Annotated in this window: 16 protein-coding genes; 9 read left to right on the top strand and 7 right to left on the bottom strand. The window is 70.3% G+C overall.

All coding sequences use genetic code 11. From position 1 onward, the window contains the following. The first annotated feature begins 84 nt into the window (after positions 1–84). Positions 85–2,256, top strand: a complete 2,172-nt coding sequence (gene helR / locus AC37TH_RS03065; RefSeq protein ID WP_490763845.1) for an RNA polymerase recycling motor ATPase HelR — start codon at positions 85–87, stop codon at positions 2,254–2,256. Here the strand turns inward: helR and AC37TH_RS03060 are convergent. From AC37TH_RS03060 to AC37TH_RS03040, 5 genes are read right to left on the bottom strand one after another with little or no spacing between them, the layout of a single operon-like run. Further along, entirely contained in the window at positions 2,253–3,401 is a 1,149-nt protein-coding gene (locus tag AC37TH_RS03060; protein WP_490762885.1) for a LacI family DNA-binding transcriptional regulator, read from the bottom strand. The genes helR and AC37TH_RS03060 overlap by 4 nt on opposite strands. Further along, the gene (locus AC37TH_RS03055; RefSeq protein ID WP_490762884.1) at positions 3,398–4,441 is read right to left on the bottom strand and encodes a hydroxyacid dehydrogenase; all 1,044 of its coding nucleotides are present in this window, start codon (positions 4,439–4,441) and stop codon (positions 3,398–3,400) included. Before AC37TH_RS03055 ends, AC37TH_RS03060 begins: the two co-directional genes overlap by 4 nt. Before the next feature lie 2 nt (positions 4,442–4,443). After that, positions 4,444–5,325, bottom strand: a complete 882-nt coding sequence (locus tag AC37TH_RS03050) for a carbohydrate ABC transporter permease (RefSeq protein ID WP_490762883.1) — start codon at positions 5,323–5,325, stop codon at positions 4,444–4,446. Between the two features lie 23 nt (positions 5,326–5,348). Beyond that, positions 5,349–6,311 (bottom strand): carbohydrate ABC transporter permease, encoded by a 963-nt coding sequence (locus tag AC37TH_RS03045; protein ID WP_490762882.1) that lies wholly within the window; start codon positions 6,309–6,311, stop codon positions 5,349–5,351. Continuing rightward, positions 6,308–7,624, bottom strand: a complete 1,317-nt coding sequence (locus tag AC37TH_RS03040; RefSeq protein WP_490762881.1) for an ABC transporter substrate-binding protein — start codon at positions 7,622–7,624, stop codon at positions 6,308–6,310. Before AC37TH_RS03040 ends, AC37TH_RS03045 begins: the two co-directional genes overlap by 4 nt. 193 nt (positions 7,625–7,817) lie before the next feature. Between AC37TH_RS03040 and AC37TH_RS03035 the strand changes: the two genes are divergently transcribed. The 5 genes from AC37TH_RS03035 to AC37TH_RS03015 all read left to right on the top strand — a co-directional run bounded on the left by AC37TH_RS03035 (position 7,818) and on the right by AC37TH_RS03015 (position 14,499). Beyond that, complete coding sequence (locus AC37TH_RS03035) at positions 7,818–8,609, top strand: sugar phosphate isomerase/epimerase family protein (RefSeq protein ID WP_490762880.1); 792 nt, start codon at positions 7,818–7,820, stop codon at positions 8,607–8,609. Positions 8,610–8,713: 104 nt separating this feature from the next. After that, positions 8,714–11,173, top strand: coding sequence for a polysaccharide lyase 8 family protein (locus AC37TH_RS03030; RefSeq protein ID WP_490762879.1), 2,460 nt, complete (start codon positions 8,714–8,716; stop codon positions 11,171–11,173). Next, complete coding sequence (locus tag AC37TH_RS03025) at positions 11,170–12,576, top strand: sulfatase family protein (protein ID WP_490762878.1); 1,407 nt, start codon at positions 11,170–11,172, stop codon at positions 12,574–12,576. The genes AC37TH_RS03030 and AC37TH_RS03025 overlap by 4 nt, the downstream gene beginning before the upstream one ends. Positions 12,577–12,676: 100 nt before the next feature. Continuing rightward, positions 12,677–13,438, top strand: coding sequence for an SDR family NAD(P)-dependent oxidoreductase (locus tag AC37TH_RS03020; protein WP_490762877.1), 762 nt, complete (start codon positions 12,677–12,679; stop codon positions 13,436–13,438). Then, entirely contained in the window at positions 13,435–14,499 is a 1,065-nt protein-coding gene (locus AC37TH_RS03015) for an NAD(P)H-dependent flavin oxidoreductase (RefSeq protein WP_490762876.1), read from the top strand. The genes AC37TH_RS03020 and AC37TH_RS03015 overlap by 4 nt, the downstream gene beginning before the upstream one ends. Positions 14,500–14,527: 28 nt before the next feature. On the opposite strand, the gene AC37TH_RS03010 is transcribed toward AC37TH_RS03015, so the two are convergent. Next, positions 14,528–14,743, bottom strand: a complete 216-nt coding sequence (locus AC37TH_RS03010) for a hypothetical protein (RefSeq protein WP_490762875.1) — start codon at positions 14,741–14,743, stop codon at positions 14,528–14,530. Positions 14,744–14,888: 145 nt separating this feature from the next. Between AC37TH_RS03010 and AC37TH_RS03005 the strand changes: the two genes are divergently transcribed. The 3 genes from AC37TH_RS03005 (at position 14,889) to AC37TH_RS02995 (ending at position 21,049) form a co-directional block, all read left to right on the top strand. Continuing rightward, positions 14,889–15,611, top strand: a complete 723-nt coding sequence (locus tag AC37TH_RS03005) for a hypothetical protein (RefSeq protein WP_490762874.1) — start codon at positions 14,889–14,891, stop codon at positions 15,609–15,611. A gap of 72 nt (positions 15,612–15,683) precedes the next feature. Continuing rightward, the gene (locus AC37TH_RS03000; RefSeq protein ID WP_490762873.1) at positions 15,684–19,706 is read left to right on the top strand and encodes a Pls/PosA family non-ribosomal peptide synthetase; all 4,023 of its coding nucleotides are present in this window, start codon (positions 15,684–15,686) and stop codon (positions 19,704–19,706) included. Further along, a complete protein-coding gene (locus AC37TH_RS02995) occupies positions 19,703–21,049 on the top strand; it encodes a M1 family metallopeptidase (protein WP_490762872.1) in 1,347 nt (448 codons plus the stop codon). The genes AC37TH_RS03000 and AC37TH_RS02995 overlap by 4 nt, the downstream gene beginning before the upstream one ends. Here the strand turns inward: AC37TH_RS02995 and AC37TH_RS02990 are convergent. After that, a complete protein-coding gene (locus AC37TH_RS02990) occupies positions 21,027–21,533 on the bottom strand; it encodes a 4'-phosphopantetheinyl transferase family protein (protein ID WP_490762871.1) in 507 nt (168 codons plus the stop codon). The two genes, AC37TH_RS02995 and AC37TH_RS02990, sit on opposite strands and share 23 nt — an antisense overlap. Between the last annotated feature and the right edge of the window lie 48 nt (positions 21,534–21,581).

Here is a 21,581-nt window from a genome sequence, read left to right as displayed (position 1 = left end):
GAGGAGTAAGCTTCCCCCGCATTTCCAATATATAACACACCAGGGGGCTTGCCACAAGCCCCCTGGTCGGGCGGAGAATCGTCCATCGTGACTCTCTCGACCTCTGCCTTCGCCCTTCCCGAACGTCTCGCCGCCAAGCGCGACGCGCACCTGATCGCCCGCGACGAGGAACAGTTCGCCGCCATCGCCGTGAGCCTCGACGAGCAGATCGCCGACCTGGAGCAGCGCCTCGCCGCCGAACGCCTCGCCCCCGTCGGCGAGGGGCAGGCCGCCCTGGATCGCGACATCGAGATCCACCGGCTGACCGCCAGGCTGCGGGCACTGCGCCGATTCACGCTCGACCTCTGCCTCGGGCGCATCGTCGCCGACGACGGTTCGGAGCCGGTGTACATCGGCCGCCTCAGCCTGTCGGACAGCTCCGGCCGCCGCCTGCTCATCGACTGGCGCGCACCCGCCGCCGAGCCGTTCTTCGCGGCGACGCACGCGCATCCACAGGGCTTGGCGAGCCGCCGCCGCTACCGCTGGACCCGCGGCCGGGTCAGCGACTATTGGGACGAGGTCTTCACCGAGGACGGCCTGCTCGACGAGGCGGCGCTCGACGACCAGTCGGCGTTCATCGCCAGTCTCGGCAGCAGCCGGTCGCCCAGGATGCGCGACGTGCTCAGCACCATCCAGTCCGACCAGGATGCGATCATCCGGGCGGGGTCGCGGGGCGCCCTGGTGGTCGACGGCGGCCCCGGCACGGGTAAAACCGTCGTCGCGCTGCACCGGGCGGCCTACCTGCTCTACTCCGACCCGCGCATCTCCCGCGGCGACGACGGTGTGCTGTTCGTCGGACCGAGCCAGGGCTACCTCGCCTACGTCGACGATGTGCTGCCGAGTCTCGGCGAGGAGAGCGTGCAGATCTGCACCCTCCGAGACCTGGTCGGCGAGGGGGCGACGGCGGCGCAGGAGACCGACCGGCGGGTGGCGGCGCTCAAGTCGTCCTCCGCCCTCGTGCAGGCGGTGGAGGCGGCCGTGCGGTACTACGAGACGCCCCCATCCACTGGGCTGACGGTGGAGACGCCGTGGGCGGATGTGCGGCTGAGCGCCGCAGAGTGGGCGGAGGCCTTCGACACCCCCGACCCCGGCACGGCGCACAACGACGCGCGCGACCTGGTCTGGGAGGCGCTGCTCGACATCCTGATCGACCGGTTCGACGAGGAGGAGGTGCCCCCGCACCTGCTGCGGAAGGCGCTGCTTCAGAACGAGGATCTGACCAGGACGTTCGCGAAGGCCTGGCCGGTGCTCGACCCGGTGGGCGTGGTCGGCGATCTCTGGTCGGTGCCCGCCTACTTGCGGCTCTGCGCCCCCTGGCTCACTCCCGAGCAGGTGTCGCTGCTGCAGCGACAGGATGCGCGCGCCTGGACGGTCTCCGACCTGCCATACCTGGATGCGGCCCGCCAGCGCATCGGCGACCCGGAGGCGTCGAAGCGCGCGCGCCGACGGGCGGCCACCCTCGCTGCCGAGCGGGAGCAGATGGCGAAGGTCATCGACGACCTCATCGCGTCCGACGACTCGGAGATGCTGGTGATGTCGATGCTGCGCCGGCCGGACGCCCAGAACAGCCTGATCGACGAGGCCGCCCTGCCGAGCGCCGACCCCGACCTGTTGGCCGGCCCGTTCGCGCACATCATCGTGGACGAGGCCCAGGAACTGTCCGACGCCGAGTGGGACATGCTGCTGCGGCGCTGCCCGTCCCGCAGCTTCACGATCGTGGGCGACCGCGCCCAGGCCAGGCACGGCTTCACCGAGACCTGGCACGACCGCCTCGACCGGATCGGGCTGCCGCACGCGGAGCAGACGTCGCTGACGATCAACTACCGCACCCCGGAGGAGGTGATGGCGGAGGCCGAGCCGATCATCCGGGCTGTGCTGCCCGACGCGAACGTGCCCACCTCCATCCGGAGCAGCGGGGTGCCCGTGCAGCACGGCGCCGTGGCCGACCTGCAGCCGATCCTGGATGCGTGGCTCGCTGAGCACGAGGAGGGAGAGGGAATCGGCTGCGTGATCGGGGCGGAGCCGGACGGTGCCGGGTTGTTCGCGCCGTCCCCACGCATCCGGTATGTGACGCCGGAGCTGTCGAAGGGTCTCGAGTTCGACCTCGTGGTGCTGCTCGACCCGGAGGCGTACGGCACCGGGATCGAGGGGGCTGTGGACCACTACGTGGCGATGACGAGGGCGACGCAGCGGTTGGTGGTGCTCACGACGGACTAGCGGATCGTCGGGTCGCTCGACTGACGGATGACGAGGGTGGGGCGGAGCAGGATCTGCTGGGGAGCGAGCTGGGCGTCGCCCTGCACGCGCCGGAGCAACAGCTCGGCGGAGAGCCTGCCGAGCTGATACTTGGGCGGCGAGATCGCGGTGAGCGGCACGTCCGCGATGTCCGCATACTCGTTGTCGTAGGAGACGATCGCCAGATCGTGCGGCACGCGCACGCCAGCACGCCGGGCGGCGGCGAGCAGCAGGATCGCCTCCCTGTCGCCGAAACAGAGCACGCCGGTGACGCCATCTTCCCGGAGACGCGCGATGCACTGGTCGGCGCGTTCGGCCGTCCACTCGTCGCGGGCGGCCCCGTCGACCGATCCGACGAGCCCCAAGTCTTCGATCGCGCGATGGAAGCCCGACTCGATCGGACCTGCCGCCGGACCGAGGCTGCGGCGGACGGCGAGCGCGATCCGCGTGTGCCCGAGCCCGTGCAGGTGGCGCACGGCGTCGTACGCGCCGCCCTCGTGGTCCGTGCAGACGTGAAAGGTGTCGTCGGCCGGCCCAGCGCCGGCGAGGCGGCGCTCGACCATGACGGCGGGAACGGGAAGCTGCTCCAACCGGGCGAGTTCTGCGCGGGCGTTCTCGGCTCCGTCCTCCAGCAAGGGAACGTAGAGCAGCCCATCGATTCCCGCCGCGAGCAGACCCGCGAGCGCGTCGCGCTCGATGTCGGGATCGTACTGGGAGTTGGCGAAGACCAGTCGTGCGCCGTTCTCCGCGAGCACCTCTTCGATGCCCTGGATGATCGGCGGGAAGTACCACGTGGTGTCCGGCACGAGCACACCGATGACGGCGCGCGCAGGCGTTCGACTCATCGACTCCGCCACATACGTGCCGGAACCCTGGCGGCGCACGATGAGGCCGGCTGCCTCGAGTTCGTCGAACGCGTGGCGCACCGTCGTCAGCGAGCAACCCGTCTCGGTGGCGACCTCGCGCAACGTTGGGATCTTCGTTCCAGGAGGCCAGGTGGTGTCGAGGATGCGGCGGCGGAGCTCGCCGATCAGCCGCTGGTACTTGAGCTCCCGCGGGGCGCCGGCGAAGCTGAGCGCCGCGGCGGATCGGGCGCCGCGTCGCGCGCCGGTCGACGAGGATGTCACGCGCTCACCCCGAGCAGTCCCGGGTTCACGGTTCCGCGGAGAGGGCGGCCGTCGAGGAACCGGCGGATCTCGGAGACGGCGAACTCGCCGAGCGTCCGCAGTTCGGTCCCGCTCGCTCCGGCGATGTGCGGCGTGATGAAGACGTTGCCGAGCGTGAGCAGCGAGTGGTCTGCGGGCAGCGGCTCCGGATCGGTGACATCGAGCACGGCATCGATTCTGCCCGTCGAGCACTCGCGGGTGAGGGCGGCGGTGTCGACGAGGGCGCCGCGGGCCGTGTTCACCAGCACCGCGCCGTCCCGGAGCGAGGCGAGCATCCGGCTGTCCACCATGCCGGTCGTCTCCGGCAGCAGGGGCGCATGGAGGGTGACGAGGTCGCTGCGTTCGAAGAGCGCATCCATCGTCGTCAGCTCGGCGCCGATGGAGGCGGCGTCCGCTTCGCTCAGGTACGGGTCGGCGACCAGCACGGTGTTGCGGCCGCGCACGAGCTCCGCGATCACGAGGCGGCCTATGCGCGAGGCTCCGACGACGCCGATCACGCGATCGATCCCTCCGGTGTCCGGATCGGTCGTGTTGTCGAGCGGGGTGCCCTGTCGGTAGTCGGCCGCCAGGCGGAAGCCGCGCTTCAGCGCGAGCCGGATGACACTCACGGTGTATTCGGCGACAGGCTCGGCGTTCGCGGTCCCCGCCGACGAGACCGCGATGCCACGCTGCGTCAGCTCGGGGGAGATCAGCCATTTGACCGAACCCGCGGCGTGGAACACCCCGACGAGCCCGGGGGCGGCGGCAAGCTGCTCCGGTCCGAGCCTGGGCGCACCCCACCCTGTCAGCAGAAGGTCGAGCGAGCCGAGAAGGGCAGGGTCGGGAACGGCGAGGTCCCCGTGGCTCAAATCGACCACGTCGGCGAGTTCGCTCAGCTCGGTCCGGAGGTCGTCGGGCAAGACGTGAGGGAGCACGTCGTCGCGCATGACGATGCCCACCGATGGCCGGGGGCCGCCTGCCCAGGTCGAGGGGGCTGTCCCGGTCGGTTGTGTGAGTGACATTGTTACTTTCCGGCTCCGAGGGTCATGCCGTCGATGATGCGACGCGCGAGGAAGACGTAGGCGATGATCATCGGGACGACCACGATGGCGATCCCAGCGAACATGCCCGCCCAGTCCGCACCCGAGTACTGCATCGTCTGAAGGAAGTTGTAGAGCGCGAGCGGGAGGGTCTGCAGCGCGTGATCCTGGATGAAGACGAGCGCGAAGAACGTCTCTCCCCAGTGCTGGATGACGTTGAGGATGATGAGCGTGATGACCCCGGACCGCGCGAGCGGGAACATGATGCGCCAGTAGACGTACCACGGCGTCGCGCCGTCCAGGCTGGCGGCCTCCTCGATCTCGACGGGGAGGGAGCGGAAGAACGCGGTGAGGAAGAAGACGCCGAACGGCATCGACGTGGCGGTGTAGAGCAGCCAGAGCCCCCACAGGCTGTTCACCAGGCCGAGGCTGTTCATGACCGAGTAGAGCGGGAGGAAGATCGCGAAGCTGGGAACGCCGAGACCCATCGCGAAGAGGGCAGTCAGAGTGCCGCTCGCCCGGCTGGTGAGCCTGGTCAGCGCATATGCAGCCGGGGCGGCCAGCAGCACGGTCGCGAGCGCCGTGCCGATCACCAGCACGACGGAGTTGACCGTGGCCTGGGCGAAGTCGCCGCTGCTCCACGCTCGCGCGAAGTTGTCCAGGTGCAGCGCGCTCGGGAGCGCCCACGGGGTGGCGAGAATCGACTTGGTGTCCTTGAGCGACGAGACGAGGATCCAGATCACGATCGCGCCGTTGAAGGCGACGAGGAGCCAGACGATCGGAGATCCGATCGCACGCTGCAGACGAGAGGTGGTGCGGGCGGGGCCGCGGCGGGCGCGGGCCGGTTTCACTGTCAGGGAGGTCATGGGTTTCCTTTCGTGCGCCCGGTTCAGAACTCGATCGGGTCGCGGCGCATCAGGCGGCGGATACCCACCACCAGCAGCGCGACGAGTGCGAGGATCACGACGGAGCTGGCGGCCGAGCTGCCGTAGGCAGGCACGCCGCCTGTCGGGTACGCGGAGGCGTATGCGAACATCGCGGACGTCCAGGTGTTGATCGGAGGAAGCGACCCGCTCGCGCCGGCCATGGCGAGGATGAACTCGAAGGTCTTGACTGCGTTGATCGTCCACAGCACAGAGCAGACCCCGACCACATCCCAGGAGAGGGGCAGGGTCACGTTCCGGAAGACCTGCCAGGCGTTCGCACCTGCGAGTGCACAATCCTCATAGAAGTAGGCGGGGATGCGGTCGACGGCCGCCATCAGGATTGTCGTGTAGAAGCCGGTGCTCGTCCACATGATTCCGATGAGGATCATCGTGAACTGGTTGTCGCTCGCCAGCCACTGCGGTGGATACGCGACCCCCATCGCCCGCAGCATCGTGTTGACGAGACCGTCGGACTGGAACAGGAAGCCCCAGAGGATGGAGAGCACCAGCGCCGGCACGATCGTCGGGAAGAAGATCACCGCCCTGGCGAACTTCTTCCCCGGCAGTTCCCGGAGCAGGATCATCAGCAGAAAGCTCACGGCGAACGTGCCGACGCCTCCGACCACCAGAAGCAGGAGCATGTTCCCGAACGATTGCAGGAACACCGGATCTTCGAACAGGCGGGTGTAGTTGTCGAAGCCCACCCAGTGCATCGGGCCGCCGCCCGCCCACTTGTTGAGGCTGATGACGAACGTGCCGACGAGCGGAGCCAGCAGGAAGATCACGTAGAGCAGCAGCGCCGGAGCGACGAAGGGGAGGAATAGCCGGTTCCTGCTCCGCTCGAAGGAACTGCCCCGGCGGCGCGAGGTCATCGCGCCGCCGGAGGAGGATGTGGAGATCAGGCGGGGTGCGTCGGTGACAGTCACTGGTTGCGCTTCCAGTAGTCCACCGACTGCATGGTCACCTGGTCGATGAAGTCGGAGGCGCTGAGCTTGCCGGTGAGGAGCTTGTCGTTGAGAGGCTGGAACACCTTCGTGTTCCAGTCGGCGTAGTCGTTCGCGACGCTGTCCGTTGAGTTGTAGAGCACAGTGGCGTCGGCGAGGATCTTCGCGGGGTCCTTCATCGCCGGGGCGACCTCCACATCCGGGCGCGCGACGAGGGTTTTGGAGACCTGTGCGTAGTTCTCGATCTGCTTCTTGCCATACATGAATGCGATGAACTTCTTGGCCGCATCCTGGTGCTTACTCTTGGACGGCACCACCCAGCCAGCGATGTCGGCGATGGCCTGGTGGGCGCCCGTGTACCCGTTGTTCGGGAACGCCGCCGCTGCGAAGTCGAATCCTGCGTCGGCGTATGGCGCCACCTCCTGCGGCAGCCAAGATCCCATGAAGAGGAACTGGGCGGAATTGGCCGCCCATTTCTGCTGTCCGGCGGGGAATTTGGAGGCGTCGAAGCCGGGGAGGAGCGCGCCGCTCTTCTGGAGCTCGGCGACCTGCTGGGCTGCCTTCAGATAGCCGGGCTTGCTCCACGTCTTGCCCGTCTTGTCGCCCGCCGCCTTGTTGAACGCGCCGGCGCCGAGCTTGCTGACGACGAGCGAGGAGTACCAGAACTCGTTGTAGGTGGGGATGTCGCCGTCGAGTGCGATGGGGGTCGCTCCCGCGGCCTTCTGCTCGTCGAGGTAGGACGTGAAACCGTCCCAGGTCGCCAGGTCGTCCGCGGTGGGGTGCGTCTTCGCGGCGTTGTACCAGAGGGCGTAGTTGGTGACCGTGAACGGGATGATGTCGGCCTTGCCGTCGAACGTGCCGAGCTTGCGGTACTTCTCGGGGATCAGTTCGCCGACGGTCTTCGTCTCGCCGGGGACCTTACTGTCGTAGACGTCACTTAGATCGGCGGCGCCGTCGACGGGGACCATGATGGACTGCACGTTCGCCGTCGGTTGATCCACCAGGTCGGCGGCGGGCGTTCCGGTGAGCGTCGGCTGGAGCTTCTTGAGCACCTGTCGGCCCTGCCACTGCACGTTCACGGTGACGCCGGACTGCTTCTCGAATTCGTCGATCGACTGCTGAAGCGCCTTGGCGGGGGCTTCGTTCTGCTGCCACATCGACCAGTACGTGAAGCTGTCGCTGCTGCTTCCGGCCGATGAGCCGGATGAGCAGGCGGTGAGGGCTGTGCCGGTCAGGGCGATGGCCACCACTGCGGTGGTGGCGCGGCCCAGGAGGCGGTGTGATCTCCGCTGCATGTCAGGTCCTATCTTCGTCGTTAGGGGCGGGGGAGTTCCCGGTGAAGGCGTGAACTTCGGCGAGCCTACGAGCACAAAAAGGAACCAATAAAGACACACTTCACGGACATTCTCGCGCGTTCTGCCGCACGGCTGTGTCACGGTAACGTCCCCAGGAAACAACACCGGATTCCCGACCTCAAGGACACCCGCCATGCCCCTCGCGTTTTCCACCCTCGGCTGCCCGCACGCCTCCCTCGACCAGGTACTCGACCTCGCCGACGTTTTCGGCGCACGCGGGGTCGAGCTCCGGGTGGAGCCGGACGGCCCGATCGACCTCGCGCTGAGCAGGGCGGAACGCGCGCGCATCGCCGAGGCGTGTGCGAGCAGAAACGTGGTCGTGCTCGCCGTCGCCTCCTACCTCCGGGTGTGCTCACCGGTCCAGGACGACCGCGCGTTCCACGTATCGCTCGAGGAGCACCTCCGGCTGGCGGCCGACCTCGGCGCGCACACAGTGCGGCTCTTCCCCGGTGCGGGCGACGCGACAGCGGATGCGGACGAGCGGGCGATCCGCCGACTCGCCGGTGCCGTCCCAGCGGCCGCCGCGCTGGAGGTCGGGCTGGCGCTGGAGACGCACGACTCGCATCCACGGGGCGCGGACATCGCCCGGATTCTCTCCGGGCTCGACGAGGCGGCGCCCGGTCACGGGGTCGGCGCGATCTGGGATGTGCTCCACCCGTGGCGCGCCGGCGAGTCCCCGCGGGAGACCCTGACCGCCATCGAACCGTGGCTCGCGTACGTGCAGGTCAAGGACGCGCGATCGGGTCTGGACGGCGAGCTCACCCTGATCGGCGACGGCGACCTTCCGCTCGGTGAGATCGCCGCATCGCTCGACGGCCGCCCCGAGCTGTGGTGGTCGCTCGAATGGGAGAAGGCCTGGCATCCGGAGTTGCCTGACTTGCCGGAGGCCTGGGCGTCGCTGCTCGCGTGGCACGCGTCGCGCTGAGCAGCGCCCGCGAAGTTGTTCTTTATTGTGCCTCTCGGCGTCGTGCAGGCTCGCTGCAGCGATGGCCGCACGGTCACCGGGGACGTAGCCGATGGAGGCCAGCCATGCGAGACGACACCCAGCCGTTCGGTGCGGGGTTCACCCGACGACAGGTCGTGCAGGGTGCAGGCGCGCTCTCGGTGCTCATCGCTCTGAGCGCCGCACGCCCTGCCCCTGCGTCCGCGACCGGGTTGTCGGCGGCGGCGATTCCGACCGCTGACGACTTCTCGTCGGTGCGCGAGAACTGGTCGCGGTTGACGACCGGCGCTCCGTTCGACGCGGGCGATCCGGCATTCCGCCCGGCGCTCGACACCCTCTCGGCCGCCGCTGCCGCTGCCCTGGCCGGTCTCGACCGGTCGCCGGGGAGGGCGGCCCTCTTCCCCGATCTGCCGCTCGGTGCGAAGTCCGCCAATGTCACGTCGAGCTTCGGCCGGCTGAAAGACCTGGCGGTCGCGGTGGTCACGCCCGGCACCGCGTACTCGGGCGATCAGGCCATCGTCGCCGACGTGGCCTCCGGACTCGACTTCCTCGTGGCCGGTGCGTACAGCGCTGCCGCGGGCGACACCGGTGCGATGCACGGATACGACAACTGGTGGGACTGGCAGATCGGCTCACCGCAGCGGCTCGAAGACATCGCGGTGCTCCTCCATGACAGCCTGACGGCGGCCCAGCTCCAGAGCTACTGTGCGGCGATCGACTACTTCGTCGCGGATGCGGCTGTGCAGCAGGCGGTCGCCGGACCGCATCCATCGACCGGCGCCAACCGCCTCGACATGTGCAGGGTCCGCATCGTGCGCGGCGCCCTCGGAGACGACGCGACGGCCATCCAGCAGGCGGTCGCCGAGATCGCGCCGACGCTGGCGATCGTGGCTGCCGGCGACGGCCTCTACGCCGACTACTCCTGGATCCAGCACACGGCCGCGGGCGTCGGGGTGCCGTACACAGGCACATACGGCGAGGTCTGGCTCAAAGACCTCGCGCTCCTCGTCACCGTGCTGAGCGGATCGCCGTGGGCGATCGCCGCCCCAGGAATCCAGACGGTCTACGAGGCTGCCGTGCACGGCTTCGCGCCGTTCATCTACGACGGCGTCATGCTCGACTCCGTGCGAGGACGCGCGATCGCCCGTCCGGGAGAGCGCGGGTGGGACGACGGCATCGCGGCGGCGACCGACCTGATCATGTTGTCGCAGGCGACCGCTGACGACGCCACGCGCCTCCGACTCGCGTCGGCGGCCAAGGGCTGGCTGACCCGCACCCCGCGGCCGGTGGGCGACACCGGGTCGATCGTGAAGATCAGCCTGGCGTCGGCGCTGCTGGCGGACAGCTCGATCCCGGCTGCTCCGGAGCCGTCCGGTCACACCCTGTTCGCCGCGATGGACAGAGCGGTGCACAGACGGCCAGGATGGGCGTTCTCGGTCTCCCTCGCCTCCGAACGAACGGCATACTACGAGAACGGCGGAGGGGACAACCTCCGCGGTTGGCACACCGGCGACGGATTCACCGCCATCCATCTCACCGGCGACCCTGACCACTACGACAACGGCTTCTGGCCGACCGTCGATCCGTACCGGCTGCCGGGCACCACCGCGTCGCGACTCCCCCTCGCCGACGGGCAGGGCGGCACGTACGCGAACGTGAATCCATCGTCGAGCTGGGCCGGCGGAGTCACCGACGGACGGTATGCGGCGCTCGGGCAGGAACTCGTCGGCCCGTTCAGCACCCTCCGCGCGCGCACCTCCTGGTTCTGCCTGGACGACGCCATCGTCTGCGTCGGCTCGGGCATCACGGCGAAGGACGGCGCCGAAGTCGCAACCGTTGTCGACAACCGCATCCTCGACCTCGGCCACGACCACACGGTGCGCGTGAACGGTCACGCTGTCGCGGACAGCGGGTCGACCGGAGTGGCGTCCGCGCGCTGGGCCAGCATCCAGGGGCACTCGGCATACGTGTTCCCTGGTGGTGCGCCGCTGACCGTTCTCCGCGAGAGCCGCCACGGTGCATGGTCCGACATCGACGACACAGCTGCCGCACGCCTCGTGCCGCCCGTCGACCGCGACTACGCGACCCTCTCTCTGGTCCACGGCACGGACCCGGCCGACGCCTCGTATTGCTACCTGTTGATGCCGGGCGCGAGCGATCGCGCTGCGGCTGTGCGGGCGGCGCAGCCGCACTGGATGCGCACGCTCGCCGCCTCGGCGACAGCCCACGGCATCCAGGTGCCGTCGCTCGGGTTCACGGCGGTGAACTTCTGGACGGTAGGCTCCGCCGGCGCGCTCACCACCTCGGCCCCCGCGAGCGTCCTCATCCGAGAGGACGCCCGCGCGCGCACCGCCACCGTTGTGGTGTCCGATCCCACCCGCCACGTCACCGGGCTCGTCCTCGACTGGAACAGGCCCGTCCGCTCCGTCGTCAACGCACCATCGTCGGTGGTCGCGACGCAGACCGGTCGGCGACTGCGACTGACCTTCGGCGATCTCACCGGTCTGGCCGGCGCCTCGCAGACGATCACGGTGAGGCTTGCGTGAGCGTGCGACCCAACATCGTCCTGATCCTCAGCGACGATCAGGGCGCCTGGGCACTCGGTAGCGCGGGAAATGACGAGATCAGGACGCCGGTGCTCGACCGGCTGGCGGACGAGGGGGCAAGGCTCGAGAACTTCTTCTGCGTCTCACCGGTCTGCTCACCGGCGCGCGCGAGCCTGCTCACCGGCACGATCCCGTCGCGGCACGGCGTCCACGACTACCTGGACGGCCCGCACGTGGGACCGGACAGTGCCGACTATCTCGAGCTGCCGACCGTCACGGATGCGCTCGCTGCCGCCGGCTACCGGTTGGGGCTCTCCGGCAAGTGGCATCTGGGGGCGAGCGACCGTCCGCGTCGCGGCTTCGAACACTGGTTCGCGCTCGAGGGCGGAGGGTCGAGTTACTCCGAGGCGACGATGTACCGCGGGACGACGCGCGCGCCGGTCACCGGCTATCTCACCGATGTCATCGCCGACGACGCCATCGAGTTCGTGACGGGAGCTGCGGCAGGCGATGACCCGTTCTTCGCGGCGGTGAACTTCACGGCGCCGCACAAGCCGTTCGCCGGGCAGCATCCCGCCGAGTTCGAGGAGCTCTACACCGACTGCGCGTTCCTGAGCTGCCCGCAGCTGGAGCCGCATCCCTGGACCCCGATGGTCGACGGCGTGCCGATCGGGGGCGAGGCCGACCCGCGCGCTGCACTGATCGGCTACTTCGCCGCGGTGAGTGCGATGGATGCGGCGATCGGCCGGATCCTTGCCGCGCTCGACGACGCAGGCGCGACCGAGCACACCATCGTCGTCTTCCTGAGCGACAACGGCTTTAATTGCGGACATCACGGCATCTGGGGAAAGGGGAACGGGACGTTCCCGCAGAACATGTTCGACACCTCGGTGAAGGTGCCGGCGATCTTCCGCCACCCCGGCACGATCCCCGCAGGCACCGTGCTGCCCGCCCTGCTCTCCGGCTACGACCTGGCCGCCACTCTGCTCGCGCTCGTCGGACTCGATCCCGGCCCCTTCGAGGACGGACCGGGAAGGAGCTTCGCCCCGCTTCTCACGGGTAGTCAGAGTGACGGGCGGGAACGTCCCGTCGTGGTGTTCGACGAGTACGGACCCGTGCGAATGATCCGCACGGCCGACTGGAAGTATGTCCACCGGCATCCGCTCGGGCCGCACGAGCTGTATGACCTCGCACACGATCCGGAGGAGCGGGAGAACCTCGTCGAGCATCCCGAGCATGCCGCAACGCTGGCGGCACTGCGCGGCGAACTCCACCGCTGGTTCACCGAGCACGCGACGCCGTTCGCCGATGGCGCCGCGCTACCGGTCGTCGGGGCCGGCCAGCTCACGAAGCTCGGCGCTGATCCGCTCGGTGCGTTCGCCGGTCCTGGCTGGGATCACTGAGCGCAGGTCGGAGCGTGCGTCCTGCCGGACCAGGCGTTCGAGACCGGCACTGAAGTGGTTGACTCGTCTCGGCGGTCGTCGCCCGGGTCGGAGGAAGAGCATGGGTAGTGAGCTGGAGGGCCGGCGGGTCCTGGTGACGGGGGCCGCACGCGGACTCGGTCGGGCGATCGCGGTCGCGTGCGCGCAGGCCGGAGCGGATGTGGCGCTCGGTGTGCGCGACGAGAACGGCGTCTCCGGGCTGGTCGCCGAGATCGAGGCGATCGGCCGGAGGGCGCTGCCCGTGCGGATGGACGTGACCGATCTCGCGCAGAGCTACGCGGCGATCGACCGTGCCATCGCGGAGTTCGGCGGGCTGGACGTGCTCGTCAACAACGCGGGAGGCGGCGTCCCCGACCGGCCCATCGAGGAGTACACGGCCGACATCTTCGACTCCCTGATCGACCTGAACGTCAAGTCGACGTTCTTCCTCAGCCAGTACGCCGGCGCGCACTTCATCGCGAACGGTGGCGGCGCCATCGTGAACATGGGATCCCAGGCCGGAACCGTCGCGCTCCCGGGAGAGGCGGTGTACTGCTTGAGCAAGGCGGCCGTCTCGCAGCTGACCAAGAGCTTCGCGGTGGAGTGGGGCGTGAAGGGCGTGCGGGTCAACTGCGTCGCCCCCACGTTCATCCGCACGGACGGCACGGAGGAGATGCTGGCCGATCCGGAGTTCGAGGCGGACGTGATCGACCGGATCGCCGCGCTGCACCGCATCGGTGAGCCGCGGGAGGTGGCGGACGCGGTGGTGTTCCTCGCCTCCGACGCCGCCTCGCTGATCACCGGCCAGACCCTCCACGTCGACGGAGGCTGGACGGCGCGATGACCGACGCACTCCGTACGATGCTCGGGATCGACGTCCCGGTGTTCCTCGGGCCGTTCGGCGGGCTGTCCTCTGTCGAGCTGACCGCCACGGTGAGTGAGCTCGGCGGCCTCGGCGGCTTCGGGCTCTACGGCTACGACGCCGAACGCATCGAGCGGACGGCCGCCGAGCTGCGACAAAGGACGGCGCGACCGTTCGCGTTCAACCTGTGGCTCCCGCACGAGGAATCGGGGGAGGGCGGGGAGACGGACGCGGCGTTCGCTGCAGCAGTGGATGCGCTGCGCCCGATCTTCGAGGAGCTCGGCCTGGACGTGCCCGCCCAACCCGACCGCTACCTTCCGTCGTTCGACGAGCAGCTCGCGGCGGCGCTCGCCGCAGCGCCCGCAGCCGTCAGCTTCGTGTTCGGCGTCCCATCCTCCGCGGTGGTGGACGCGGCGCACGCTCGCGGGATCGCCGTGATCGGCACGGCGACGACGGTCGACGAGGCTGTCGCGCTGGAGGGCGGCGGCGTCGACGCCGTGGTCGCGACCGGGATGGAGGCGGCCGGGCATCGCGTCTCGTTCCTGCGCGCCTCCGAGGAGTCGCTGGTGGGAACGTTCGCGCTCATCCCGCAAACAGTGGATGCGGTGGGCGTGCCGGTGATCGCGGCCGGCGGCATCGCGGACGGTCGCGGCGTCGCGGCGGCCTTCGCGCTGGGCGCCTCCGGTGTGCAGGTCGGCACGGCGTTCCTGGCGACCACGCAGTCCGCGGCGACGGACTCGCACCGGCGCGCCATCGCGTCGACGCCCGCCGAACGCACCGTCCTGACCCGCGCGATGAGCGGACGCCTGGCGCGTGGTGCAGCCAACCGCGCGATCCGCGAGATCGAGGCGGCGGGGGCGATCGCGCCGTTCCCGGTGCAGAACTGGCTCACCGGCCGCTTCCGTGCTGAGGCCGGTCGCCTCGGCCTCGGCGACCTCCAGTCGCTCTGGCTCGGCCAGGCCGCGCCCCTCACACGCCATACCGACGCCAGCGCCGTCTTCGCCGACCTCGCCGCCGGCCTACCCCCTGAACCCCAGTTTTAGCGGCAATGACCCTGGGCTCGACGGCTGCTCAGACCAGGCGGTCGCGGGGCTGGATCGAGAAGAGCGTGCGGAGCGCGTCCGCGAGGCTGGGGAACGTGCCGAGCTGACGGTCGGCCCAGTCCCAGAGCAGGAAGCCCGCGGCGGTGCGCCACACACGTCCGGCGACGAGGAACGTCTCGTGCAGCTGGATGTCCCAGCGCCCCTCCCCGGCGTCGACGATGTCGAAAGCTTCTGTGTACGTCATTGGTCCACCTCCTGGTTCGTTCAGCGCACGCTACGCGCCGTCGGTGACATCCAGGCAAAGAGAAGGCGACATTTGTCCGCCGCTTCCGGCGGCGGCTGTGCAAAACTGGGCCTGCTGTGCAGGAAATCCGCCGAGGAGGCCCGCAATGCCGAAGAAGTCCAAGCTGGAGAAGACCGCGTCCGACGCGCTGAAGCGAGCGGAAGAGGCGCTCGCCGACGCGAAACAGGCCGCGAAGAAGGTCGACAAGAAGGCGAGGAAGAAGGCCGACGAGCTCGCCGCGGAGTTCCAGCGCCTGCGCAAGAAGTCGCCGGTCAAGAAGTCGCCGGTCAAGAAGTCGGCGGTTCCGAAGAAGTCGTCGTCCGCGGTGAAGCAGGCGGACGTGAAGAAGTTGGCGGCGAAGAAGTCGTCTGCGGCGACGAAGAAGCCGACTGCCGTGAAGCCGTCTGCCGTGAAGAGCCCGGATGCGACGAAGACTCCCGCGAAAAAGGCGGAGGTCGCGAAGTCTTCCGGGGTGAAGGCGGGTGCGAAGAAGTCTGCCGTGGCGGGGCCCACCGTGACGCAGGTCGCCGTGAAGCCTGCTGTGGTCCCTGCAGCCGCCAAACCCGCCGCGAAGCCCGCCGCGAAGGCACCGGCCGCGAAGCGTCCCACGGCCAAGGCGCCCACCAAACGTCCCGCCGCGAAACGCACCACCGCCGCCAAGCGCACCACCCCAACACCCCCTGTCGCCACCGTCACTCCCGCTCCCGCCGCCGAGGTCCTCGCCGATCTCACGGTGATCGAGTTGCGACGCCGTGCGCGTGGCCGCGTCGTCGGCTATTCGGCGATGTCCAAGGCGCGGCTCGTCGAGGCGTTGTCGGGGGTGAGCTGAGCGTCGTTCACCTCCCGGCTACTCCGAGCGGCTAGTTTCTGGTCTCCTCGACTTTCCGAACGGGAGTGACACGTGACCGAAGCTCGCACGGGCATCCTGGACCGCGGCGGCTTCGCTGCGGAGCCTCGCACCTTGCTGGATGTTCTGCGCGCGACCGCGTCAGCGCATCCGGATGCGTCGGCGCTGGAGGACGGCCGCGGCGCGCTCAGCTATCGCGAGCTGATGGCCGCCGTGGTGCGGGTGGCGGCGCGGCTGACGCTGTCGGGCGTGCAGCGCGGCGACCGGGTGGGGATCCGGCTGGCGTCCGGCACCAGGGAGCTGTACATCTCGATCCTCGCGGTCATCGCAGCCGGTGCCGCCTACGTCCCCGTCGACGCCGACGACCCGGAGGAGCGCGCCGAACTGGTCTTCGGTGAGGCGGGGGTCCGCGGCATCATCACCGGCGACGCCGAGTACGTTCCGAGCGAGCCCGCGGCCGAGAGCGTCCCTGCACCAACGTCCCCGGACGTGCCCGCCCAGCTTTTCGCGGGCGCCCCCGCGCATCCCAGCACCTCCACCACCCCGATCATCTCCGCCCCCACCCCCGCCGACGACGCGTGGATCATCTTCACCTCCGGGTCCACCGGCACGCCGAAGGGCGTCGCCGTCAGTCACCGGTCGGCCGCGGCTTTCGTGGATGCGGAGGCCAGGCTGTTCCTGCAGGACGAGCCGATCGGCCCTGGCGACCGCGTGCTGGCCGGACTCTCCGTCGCGTTCGACGCCTCCTGCGAGGAGATGTGGCTGGCCTGGCGGCACGGCGCCTGCCTGGTGCCCGCTCCGCGGTCGCTGGTGCGCAGCGGCATGGACCTCGGGCCGTGGCTGATCACGCGCGGCATCACCATCGTCTCCACCGTGCCGACGCTCGCGGCGCTCTGGCCGGCCGAGTCGCTGGAGAACGTCCGCCTGCTCATCTTCGGCGGTGAGGCGTGCCCGCCGGAGCTGGTCGACCGGCTCGCGGTCGAGGGGCGCGAGGTCTGGAACACCTACGGTCCGACCGAGGCGACCGTCGTCGCCTGCGGTTCGCTGCTGACACCGGGGGAGCCCGTGCGCATCGGGTTGCCGCTCGACGGCTGGGACTTGGCCGTGGTCGACGGCGACGGGCAGCCTGTGGGCGACGGCGAGGTGGGCGAGCTCATCATCGGCGGCGTCGGGCTGGCCCGCTACCTCGACCCGGCCAAGGATGCGGAGAAGTACGCGCCGTTCCCGACGCTCGGCTGGGAGCGGGCGTATCGCAGCGGTGACCTCGTGCGCTTCGACACAGCGGGGCTGCTGTTCCAGGGCAGGGCGGACGACCAGGTGAAGGTCGGCGGCCGCCGCATCGAGCTCGGCGAGATCGAGTCGGCGCTGCAGCAGCTTCCCGGCGTGTCCGCGGCGGCGGTCGCCGTGCGGACGACGGAGGCGGGCAACAAGATCCTGGTCGGCTACCTGTCGGCGGTCGACCACGCCGCATTCGATCGCGCCGCGGCGCTCGCCAGGCTGCGCGAGGAACTGCCGGCGGCCCTCATTCCGGTGCTCGCCGTGCTCGCCGAACTGCCGACGCGCACGTCCGGCAAGGTGGACAAAGCCGCCTTGCCGTGGCCGCTCCCGGCGGGAGACGCCCCGGGCGGGCTCGGCAGCCTCGGCGACGGTGCGACCGGCGAGACCGGCGATGCCGACGCAGCCGCGGCCGCCGCCCTCCGCGACCTCGCCGCCGACTGGCAGGCGGTGCTCGGCCTCCCCGTCACCGACCAGGCGGACAACTTCTTCGACCTCGGCGGCGGCTCGCTGTCCGCGGCGCAGCTGGTCACCCGCATCCGGGAGCGCGACCCGGAGTTCACCGTCGCCGACATCTACGCGCACCCGCGGCTCGGTGCGATGGCCGCCGAACTCGCGGCGCGTGCCTCCGGCGCGCACGAGAGTGTCGCCTCCACCCACGCCGTGCCGCCGACCCCCGCCAGGATGCAGTGGCTGCAGACGGTGCTCGGCGTTCCACTGTTCGTGCTCAGCGGGGTGCGCTGGCTGCTCTACGCGCTCACCGCCGCTGAGATTCTGCGCGGGTTCGACGGCTTCGGGTTCCTTCCGGCGACGAACTGGTGGGTGCTGATCGTCGGACTCCTGGTCTTCGTCACGCCGTTCGGCCGGATGGCCGTCTCCGTGGTCTGCGCCCGGTTGCTGCTCTCCGGCGTGCGCGCCGGAGACTACCCGCGCGGCGGCGGCGTACATCTGCGGCTCTGGCTCGCGGAGCAGGTCGCCCACCAGGTGGGCGCGGTCAGCCTCGCCGGTGCGCCGTGGATCTCGTACTACGCCAGAGCGCTCGGCGCCCGCATCGGACCGAACGTCGACCTGCACGCCCTTCCGCCGGTCACCGGGATGCTCCGCATCGGCGACGGCGCGGCCATCGAACCGGAGGTGGACCTCTCCGGCTACTGGATCGACGGCGACCTGCTGCGGATCGGCGCCGTGCGGATCGGCGCGAACAGCACCGTCGGCGCGCGGAGCACGCTGCTGCCGGGAACGCGCATCGGCAAGAACGCGCAGATCGCCCCCGGATCGTCCGTCTTCGGCCGGGTGCGATCCGGTGAGCGCTGGGCGGGCTCCCCCGCCGTGCGGGTGGGCGCGAGCGAGCCGTGGTGGGAGCCGGAGCGGCCTCCGCTGCGCAAGCGCTGGCTGGTCGCGTACGCGGTCGGCGGCGTGGTGGTAGCCCTGCTGCCGATCGTCGCGTTCGCCGCCGGCGGCGTGATCGTCGCCCTCGCCATGGCCGGGTCCGCCTCCCTCGGCGACGCGGCGCTGCGCGCGCTGGCCGCCGTCGTCCCTGCGACGCTGGTCGCCGGGGTGGTGCTGGCCGGACTGGTCCTGGTGATCGTCCGGCTGCTCGGTCTCGCTCTGAAGGAGGGTGTCTTCCCGGTGCGCAGCGTGGTCGGCTGGGGCGTCTGGGCGACCGAGCGCGTGCTCGACCTCGCCAGGACGCTGCTCTTCCCGCTCTACGCCTCGCTGTTCACCCCCGTCTGGCTCCGGATGCTCGGGGCCGACATCGGCAAGGACGTCGAGGCCTCCACGGTGCTGCTGATCCCGGCGATGACGCGGGTCAGAGACGGCGCGTTCCTCGCCGACGACACGCTCGTCGCTTCGTACGAGCTCGGCGGAGGCCGGGTGAGGGTGGCGCGCTCGGACATCGGAGCGCGGGCGTTCCTCGGCAACTCCGGCATGGCCGCTCCCGGCCACCGGGTGCCCAAGGACGGCCTGGTCGCCGTGCTCTCTGCTGCGCCGCGCAAGTCCAAGCCCGGCTCGTCGTGGCTCGGCTCCCCGCCCGTGCGGCTGCGGCGCACGGCGGCGAGCGGCGACGTGAACCGTACATACAGCCCGTCGACCTGGCTGCGCATCGCCCGCGCGCTCTGGGAACTGTGCAGGATCGTGCCGGTGTTCGTCACCTGCATCATCGGGCTCGGCGTGCTGTTCACGCTGATGGCTCTGGCTGCCGCGTGGGGCGTGTGGGCGGCGGTGCTGCTGAGCGGCGTGGTGATGCTGGTCGCCGGTGCGGTGGCCGCCGGCGTGAGCACGGTGGCCAAGTGGGCGCTGGTGCAGCGCATCCCGGTGGCCGAGCATCCGCTGTGGTCGTCATTCGTGTGGCGGAGCGAGGTGTCGGACGCGTTCGTCGAGATGGTCGCGGCGCCGTGGTTCGCGCAGGCGGCGTCCGGGACCCCGGCGCTGGTGTGGTGGCTGCGCAGCCTGGGGGCGCGGATCGGCCGCGGGGTGTGGTGCGAGAGCTACTGGCTGCCGGAGGCCGACCTCGTGCGGCTGGGCGACGCATCCACTGTGAATCGGGGCTGCGTGGTGCAAACGCACCTGTTCCATGATCGAATCATGAGCATGGACACCGTGACCCTGGAGACCGGGGGGACCCTCGGGCCGCACAGCGTCATCCTGCCGGCGGCCAGGATCGGGGCGCACGCGACCGTCGGTCCCGCGTCGCTCGTGATGCGCGGAGAGCTCGTCCCCGACCGGAGCCGCTGGAGCGGCAACCCGATCGGCCCGTGGCGCGAGGTCAAGGTCGCCGACTACCACGCGACGGTCTCGTGAGAGCCGCGGCAGGCTCCCGGGGGGTCGGCGACGACTACCTCCCGCACTCCGGCGACGGCGGATACGGGGTCGACCTGTACGACCTCGACCTGCGCTACCGCGTGGCCACCAACCGGCTGGATGCGCGGGCGGTCATCACCGCGACGGCCACCCAGGAGCTCGCATCGTTCAGCCTCGACCTGGTGCGGCTGAAGGCGGGGAAGGTCACCGTCGACGGCGGGCGGCGCACCCGCTTCCGCCAGGCGGCGTCGAAGCTGGTGGTCACGCCGGAGCGGCCGATCGCCGAGGGCGCGACGTTCACGGTGGACGTGGAGTATGCCGGGGCGCCAGCGCCGCGCCGCAGCCCGTGGGGGCAGGTCGGCTGGGAGGAGTTGACGGACGGCGTGATCGTCGCCGCGCAGCCGTCCGGTGCACCCACCTGGTTCCCGTGCAACGACCACCCGTCCGACAAGGCGCGGTACCGCATCCGGGTGTCGGCCGAGCAGTCGTACGCTGTCGTCGCGACCGGCGAGCTGACCGGCAGGAGCGTGTCGTCCGGGCGGGCGACGTGGACGTACGAGTGCGACGTCCCCACCGCCACCTACCTCGCCACCGTGCAGATCGGTCGCTACCTGCGCCGGGAGTCGCCGACCCCGGATGGTGTGATCGGCTTCGCGTATCCGGCCGAGCTGGAGCAGCGGGTCGCCGCCGACTTCGCGCAACTCCCGGCGATGGTCGGCTACTTCTCCGAGGTCTTCGGACCGTACCCGTTCGACGCATACACCGTGATCGTCACCGCCGACGAGCTGGAGATCCCGCTGGAGGCGCAGGCGTCGGCGATCTTCGGGGCCAACCACGCCGACGGCCACGGCGGCTCGGAGCGTCTCATCGCGCACGAACTGGCGCACCAGTGGTTCGGCAACAGCGTCGGACTGGCGGCGTGGAAGCACATCTGGCTCAACGAGGGGTTCGCCTGCTACGCGGAGTGGCTGTGGTCGGAGCGCGCGGGCAAGGAGCACGCGGACACGCTGGCACGCCGGTTCCACGCCGGCCTCCGCGGTCTGCCGCAGGACCTCCAGGTGAGCGATCCGGGAGCGGCGAGCATGTTCGACGACCGCGTGTACAAGCGCGGCGCGCTCACCCTGCACGCGCTGCGACTCACGGTCGGCGACGAGCCGTTCTTCGACCTGCTGCGCACCTGGACCGAGCGCTACCGGTTCGGGACGGTCACCACCGACGACTTCCGGGCCCTCGCGGCGGAGGTCACCGGTGCCGACCTCGACGCGCTGTTCGACGCGTGGCTGGATGCGCTGGACCTGCCTCAGCTGCCCCGCACCGGGGTCACCGTTCGATCGCGACGCTGACGATCAGGTCGTCGCCGAGGTGCGCCTCCCGCAGCTCGTAGCGGCGCGGGTCGCCGGGGGCGGAGCCGACCAGGAGCGTGTCCGTACTCTCGAACGCGACGGTCTCGAATTCGACGGTCTCCGGATCCACGCGCAGGCCGCGGCCGTCGGCCTTGAGGACGGCCTCGATCCGCGTCCAGCGGCGCAGCCCCGGAACCGCATCGGCAGCGTGCGGTCGCGGCTCGGCGTCGATACCGACCGCACCGCCAACGAGGGCGGCAGCCACCGTGACCCCTCCGGCGTGCGCGAGCGACACGCGCACGTCCGTCGCGGCATCCGGGGCCATCACCACCGGACGCCCGTGGTCGCCACCGCAGTCCGGGCAGCGTGCGACGATCCGGATGCCCGCCTCGGCGACGCCCGCCAGCTCGGCCACCAGCGCGCGCAGCAGGGCGCGGCCGTCGGTGTCCGTGCCGCGCCGGAGGAGGAGCTTGCCGGATCGCACGCGCCCAGTGTGCCACGCGATTCACAGCTTTTGGTCACCTGGCCGCGC

It is taken from the genome of Leifsonia sp. McL0627 (assembly GCF_058244615.1).
This window is presented reverse-complemented; position numbering and strand designations above follow the sequence as displayed.

What these genes read in the sequence shown, in the direction of transcription:
- AC37TH_RS03055 (WP_490762884.1), bottom strand. Translation starts at nt 4,441, where the DNA reads ATGTCACTCACACAACCGACCGGGACAGCCCCCTCGACCTGGGCAGGC.
- AC37TH_RS03050 (WP_490762883.1), bottom strand. Translation starts at nt 5,325, where the DNA reads ATGACCTCCCTGACAGTGAAACCGGCCCGCGCCCGCCGCGGCCCCGCC.
- AC37TH_RS03040 (WP_490762881.1), bottom strand. Translation starts at nt 7,624, where the DNA reads ATGCAGCGGAGATCACACCGCCTCCTGGGCCGCGCCACCACCGCAGTG.
- AC37TH_RS03035 (WP_490762880.1), top strand. Translation starts at nt 7,818, where the DNA reads ATGCCCCTCGCGTTTTCCACCCTCGGCTGCCCGCACGCCTCCCTCGAC.
- AC37TH_RS03030 (WP_490762879.1), top strand. Translation starts at nt 8,714, where the DNA reads ATGCGAGACGACACCCAGCCGTTCGGTGCGGGGTTCACCCGACGACAG.
- AC37TH_RS03020 (WP_490762877.1), top strand. Translation starts at nt 12,677, where the DNA reads ATGGGTAGTGAGCTGGAGGGCCGGCGGGTCCTGGTGACGGGGGCCGCA.
- AC37TH_RS03015 (WP_490762876.1), top strand. Translation starts at nt 13,435, where the DNA reads ATGACCGACGCACTCCGTACGATGCTCGGGATCGACGTCCCGGTGTTC.
- AC37TH_RS03010 (WP_490762875.1), bottom strand. Translation starts at nt 14,743, where the DNA reads ATGACGTACACAGAAGCTTTCGACATCGTCGACGCCGGGGAGGGGCGC.
- AC37TH_RS03005 (WP_490762874.1), top strand. Translation starts at nt 14,889, where the DNA reads ATGCCGAAGAAGTCCAAGCTGGAGAAGACCGCGTCCGACGCGCTGAAG.